The sequence below is a fragment of the Kitasatospora sp. NPDC127067 genome (genome assembly GCF_042724755.1).
Taxonomy (GTDB): Bacteria; Actinomycetota; Actinomycetes; order Streptomycetales; family Streptomycetaceae; genus Kitasatospora; species Kitasatospora lactacystinica.
Genome location: NZ_JBHXEM010000270.1, coordinates 1 through 3,446, shown reverse-complemented (window position 1 = coordinate 3,446; position 3,446 = coordinate 1). Strand labels below are relative to the sequence as shown.

Below are 3,446 nucleotides of genomic sequence, written 5' to 3'. Positions count from 1 at the left end.
GCGTGTCCACGGGGCGTTCGGGGTTTAAAGCTTCAGGGTGAGGGCCCATTGGTTGCCCCCCGCGCCCGTGAACACCGGGGTGGGGGGGCCACCGGTCGTCGGACGGGCGGGGCGGCGGGGCTCACATCCGGCGGACGCGCAGCACGCTGGTCAGCATCGGGAGGGTGAACTCGCCGGCGCCGGTCTCCGGGCGGTCGGCGAGATAGGCGTGGGTGGCGTCGAGCAGGGCCTTCCGCTCCTGCTCCGGCATGACCAGGACGCCGGCCTTCGTCGCGAGGGTGGCGGCGAGGGACTCCGCGGTCCGCTGCTGCCCGTGTGGGAACTCCGCCTGCTCGGGGGAGTCGAACCACGCGCCCCCGCCGGACCTGGGCAGGTGCATCCGCGCCGTCTCGGTGCGCCAGCCGGCGGGCACGTCGCGCGGGCCGATGGCGGCGGGGCCGGTGACGCGGGCGAGGCCGGCCACCCAGTCGACTCCGTCGTCGAAGACGTTCCACAGGCCGGCCAGCACGCCGGCGGGCGCGAGGACCCGGGCGATCTCCGGGCCCGCGACGTCCATGTCGAACCAGTGCATGGCGTTGCCGGACACCACCGCGTCGACGGAGCCGTCCGCCAGCGGGATCGCCTCGGCGCTGCCCGGCAGCGCGCGCACGTCCGGCAGTGTGCCGCGCAGCTCGGCCAGCATCGCCGGGTCGGGCTCGACCGCCACGACGTCGTGGCCGAGGGCGACCAGCGTGGCGGTGAGCTTGCCCGTTCCGGCGCCGAGGTCGAGCACCCGCGGGCCCGGCGCGGTTTCGAGGGCCCAGCGCACGGCGGCCCGCGCGTAGTCCGGGCGGTGCTCGGCGTAGGCGACCGCCGCCCTGCCGAACGACGAGCTGTGCAGCCGCCGTTCGTCCTGTGCGGACGGCTGCCCGGTGCGCAGGTGGCCCGGTGCGGCGTCCTGGTGGTGCCCGGTGGTGTGGTCGGTCCCCGTCATCGAAGCTCCTTCGGATCGGCGTCTGTGCCGGGTGGGTGCACAGCGCGCTGTGGCCGACCGGGGTCGACCCGACCCGGACGGCGCGATGTATCGGTCCGATGTATCGAACCGATACATCGAGACCCTAGGCACCGGAGTGCCGCGGCACAAGGCCCACGTCCGCCGACCGGGGATCAGGACCGGTGCGCGGGAGGGTGGTCACGGAGCCCGGCGACGCCGGCCCGTGGGTGATCGTTAACCTGACGCGGTGACGATCGAACTGCGGATACTGTCCACCGTCTCCTGCCGGGGCGAGGAGGTCACCGCCCCCGGATTGCGGGGGCTGCTCGCGCTGTTGGCGCGGGAGGTGCGGGGCGGGTGCGGCCGGGGGAGCCTGGTGGACGGGCTGTGGCCGGAGGACGGGCCCCAGCGGCCGGAGAAGGCGCTGCAGGTGCTGGTGTCGCGGGCGCGGGCGAAGTTCGGGGCGGATCTGATCGTCAGCACGCCGACCGGGTACCGGCTGGGGCTCGGGGAGGAGCGGGTGGACGCCTCCGCCGTGCTGTTGCACGCCGCCGCCTGCGCCGAGAAGGCGCGGGCCGGGGACCACGCCGGGGCGCTCGCCGAGGCCGAGGCGGGGCTGGAGCTCTGGGAAGGCGAGAGCGGGCCCGCCGACCCTGACGGGACGGACCCGGTGTCCGCGCTGCGCGTCGAGCGCGGCCGTACCGGCCGGGCGTTGCGGCGTGGCCGGGCGCTCGCGCTGGCGCGCACCGGGCGGCACCCGGAGGCCGTCGAGGCGCTCGCCGGGGAGGCCGCCGGGCAGCCGAGGGACGAGGAGGTGCTTCTGGAGCTGCTGCGCAGCGAGGCCCGGACGGCCGGGGCGGCGGCCGCGCTCGGCCGGTACGACCGCTACCGCCGCGGCCTGCGGGACACCCTGGGCGCCGACCCCGGCCCCGAACTGCGGCAACTGCACCAGGAGTTGCTGCGCGGCGAGGCGGCGCCGGTGCGGCGCGGGGTGCCGCACGAGCCGAACGCCCTGGTGGGCCGGGAAGCCGACCTCGCCGCGGTGGCGGAGCTGCTGGGCGCCGCCCGGGTGGTGTCGGTGGTCGGCCCCGGCGGGCTCGGCAAGACCCGGCTGGCCGCCGCCGTGGCACGCGCGGCGACGCAGCGGGTGGTGCACCTGGTGCCGCTCGCCGCAGTGGCTGCCGACCGGGACGTGGCCGGGGCGGTCGCGGCCTCGCTCGGCACGGGGGACCGGGCGGGGATCGCCGGCGCCCTGGGCCCCGGGCCGGTGCTGCTGGTGCTGGACAACTGCGAGCAGGTGGTGCGCGGCGTCGCCGACCTGGTGCGGGCGCTGGTCGCCGCCCGCCCCGACCTGCGGGTGCTCACCACCAGCCGCACGCCGCTCGGGATCTCCGCCGAATCGCTGTACCTGCTCCCCGAGCTGGACCGGGCGGCCGCCGTCGAGCTGTTCGCCCAGCGGGCCCGCGCGGCCCGGCCCGACGTCGAGCTGCCCGCCGGTCCGGTCGCCGGCCTGTGCGCCCGGCTGGACGGGCTGCCGCTGGCGCTGGAGCTGGCGGCGGCCCGGGTGCGGGTGCTGACGGTGACCGGGATCGCCGACCGGCTGGCCGACCGCTTCGCCCTGCTGCGCGGCGGACCGCGCGACGTGCCGCAGCGCCACCGCACTCTGCAGGCCGTGGTCGACTGGAGCTGGAACCTGCTGGACCCTCCGGGCCGGGCCGCCCTGCGCGCGCTGTCCGTCTTCCCCGGCGGTTTCACCGCCGAGACGGCGGAGCGGCTGCTCGGCGCCGCCGCAGGCAGCACCGGTGCCGACGTCCTGACCGTCCTGGAGGACCTGGTCGACCAGTCCCTGCTGCGTCTGGCCGACACCCCGAGCGGCGGACGGTTCCGGATGCTGGAGACGGTCCGCGAGTTCGGCGCGGCCGAGCGGACGAAGGCGGCAGAGGACGAGACCGTCACCTCCGGATTCCTCACCTGGGCACGGGAGTTCGGCATCGCCCACCACGACGGCCCGTTCGGCCCGGCGGCCGTGCCGCAGTGGCGGCTGGTCCGGGCCGAACAGGACAACCTGGTCCGCGCGCTGCGTCTGGCCCTCGCCGCCGGGGACGGACCGACGGTCGCCGCCACCGCCGCCGTCCTCGCCGGGCTGTGGACCGCCGAGGGCAACTACGTCCGGCTGCTCGCCCTCGCCGAGGACACCGGCGGCCCGGTCTCCCGGCTGCGCCCCGGGCCCGAACTGCTGGAGCCGGTGCGCACCCTCACCGCGCTGAGCACCGTCAACACCCTGCTCGCCGCGGGCGGCGGGCTCGGCACCGGCACCGGCGCGCTGCGCCTGCTCGCCACCCTGCGCCGGCTGCCCCCGGCCGCGCCGGACACCCCGGTCCGGGCGATCGCCACCGTGATGGCGGCCGTCCCCGAGGTGCTGGGCTCCACGCCGGACGGTCCGGACGGCGCCGCGGACGGCGCTCTGGACGGC

Annotated in this window: 2 protein-coding genes; one reads left to right on the top strand and one right to left on the bottom strand. The window is 77.3% G+C overall.

The features are described from left to right. Positions 1-121 precede the first annotated feature (121 nt). Positions 122-973 carry a class I SAM-dependent methyltransferase gene (locus ACFWJ4_RS41195; RefSeq protein WP_380554498.1) on the bottom strand — a complete coding sequence of 284 codons (852 nt, stop codon included), beginning with the start codon at positions 971-973 and terminating at the stop codon, positions 122-124. A gap of 247 nt (positions 974-1,220) precedes the next feature. On the opposite strand from ACFWJ4_RS41195, the gene ACFWJ4_RS41190 reads away from it, so the two are divergent. After that, the coding region (locus tag ACFWJ4_RS41190) for an ATP-binding protein (protein WP_380554495.1) at positions 1,221-3,446 on the top strand (2,226 nt) is incomplete at its 3' end.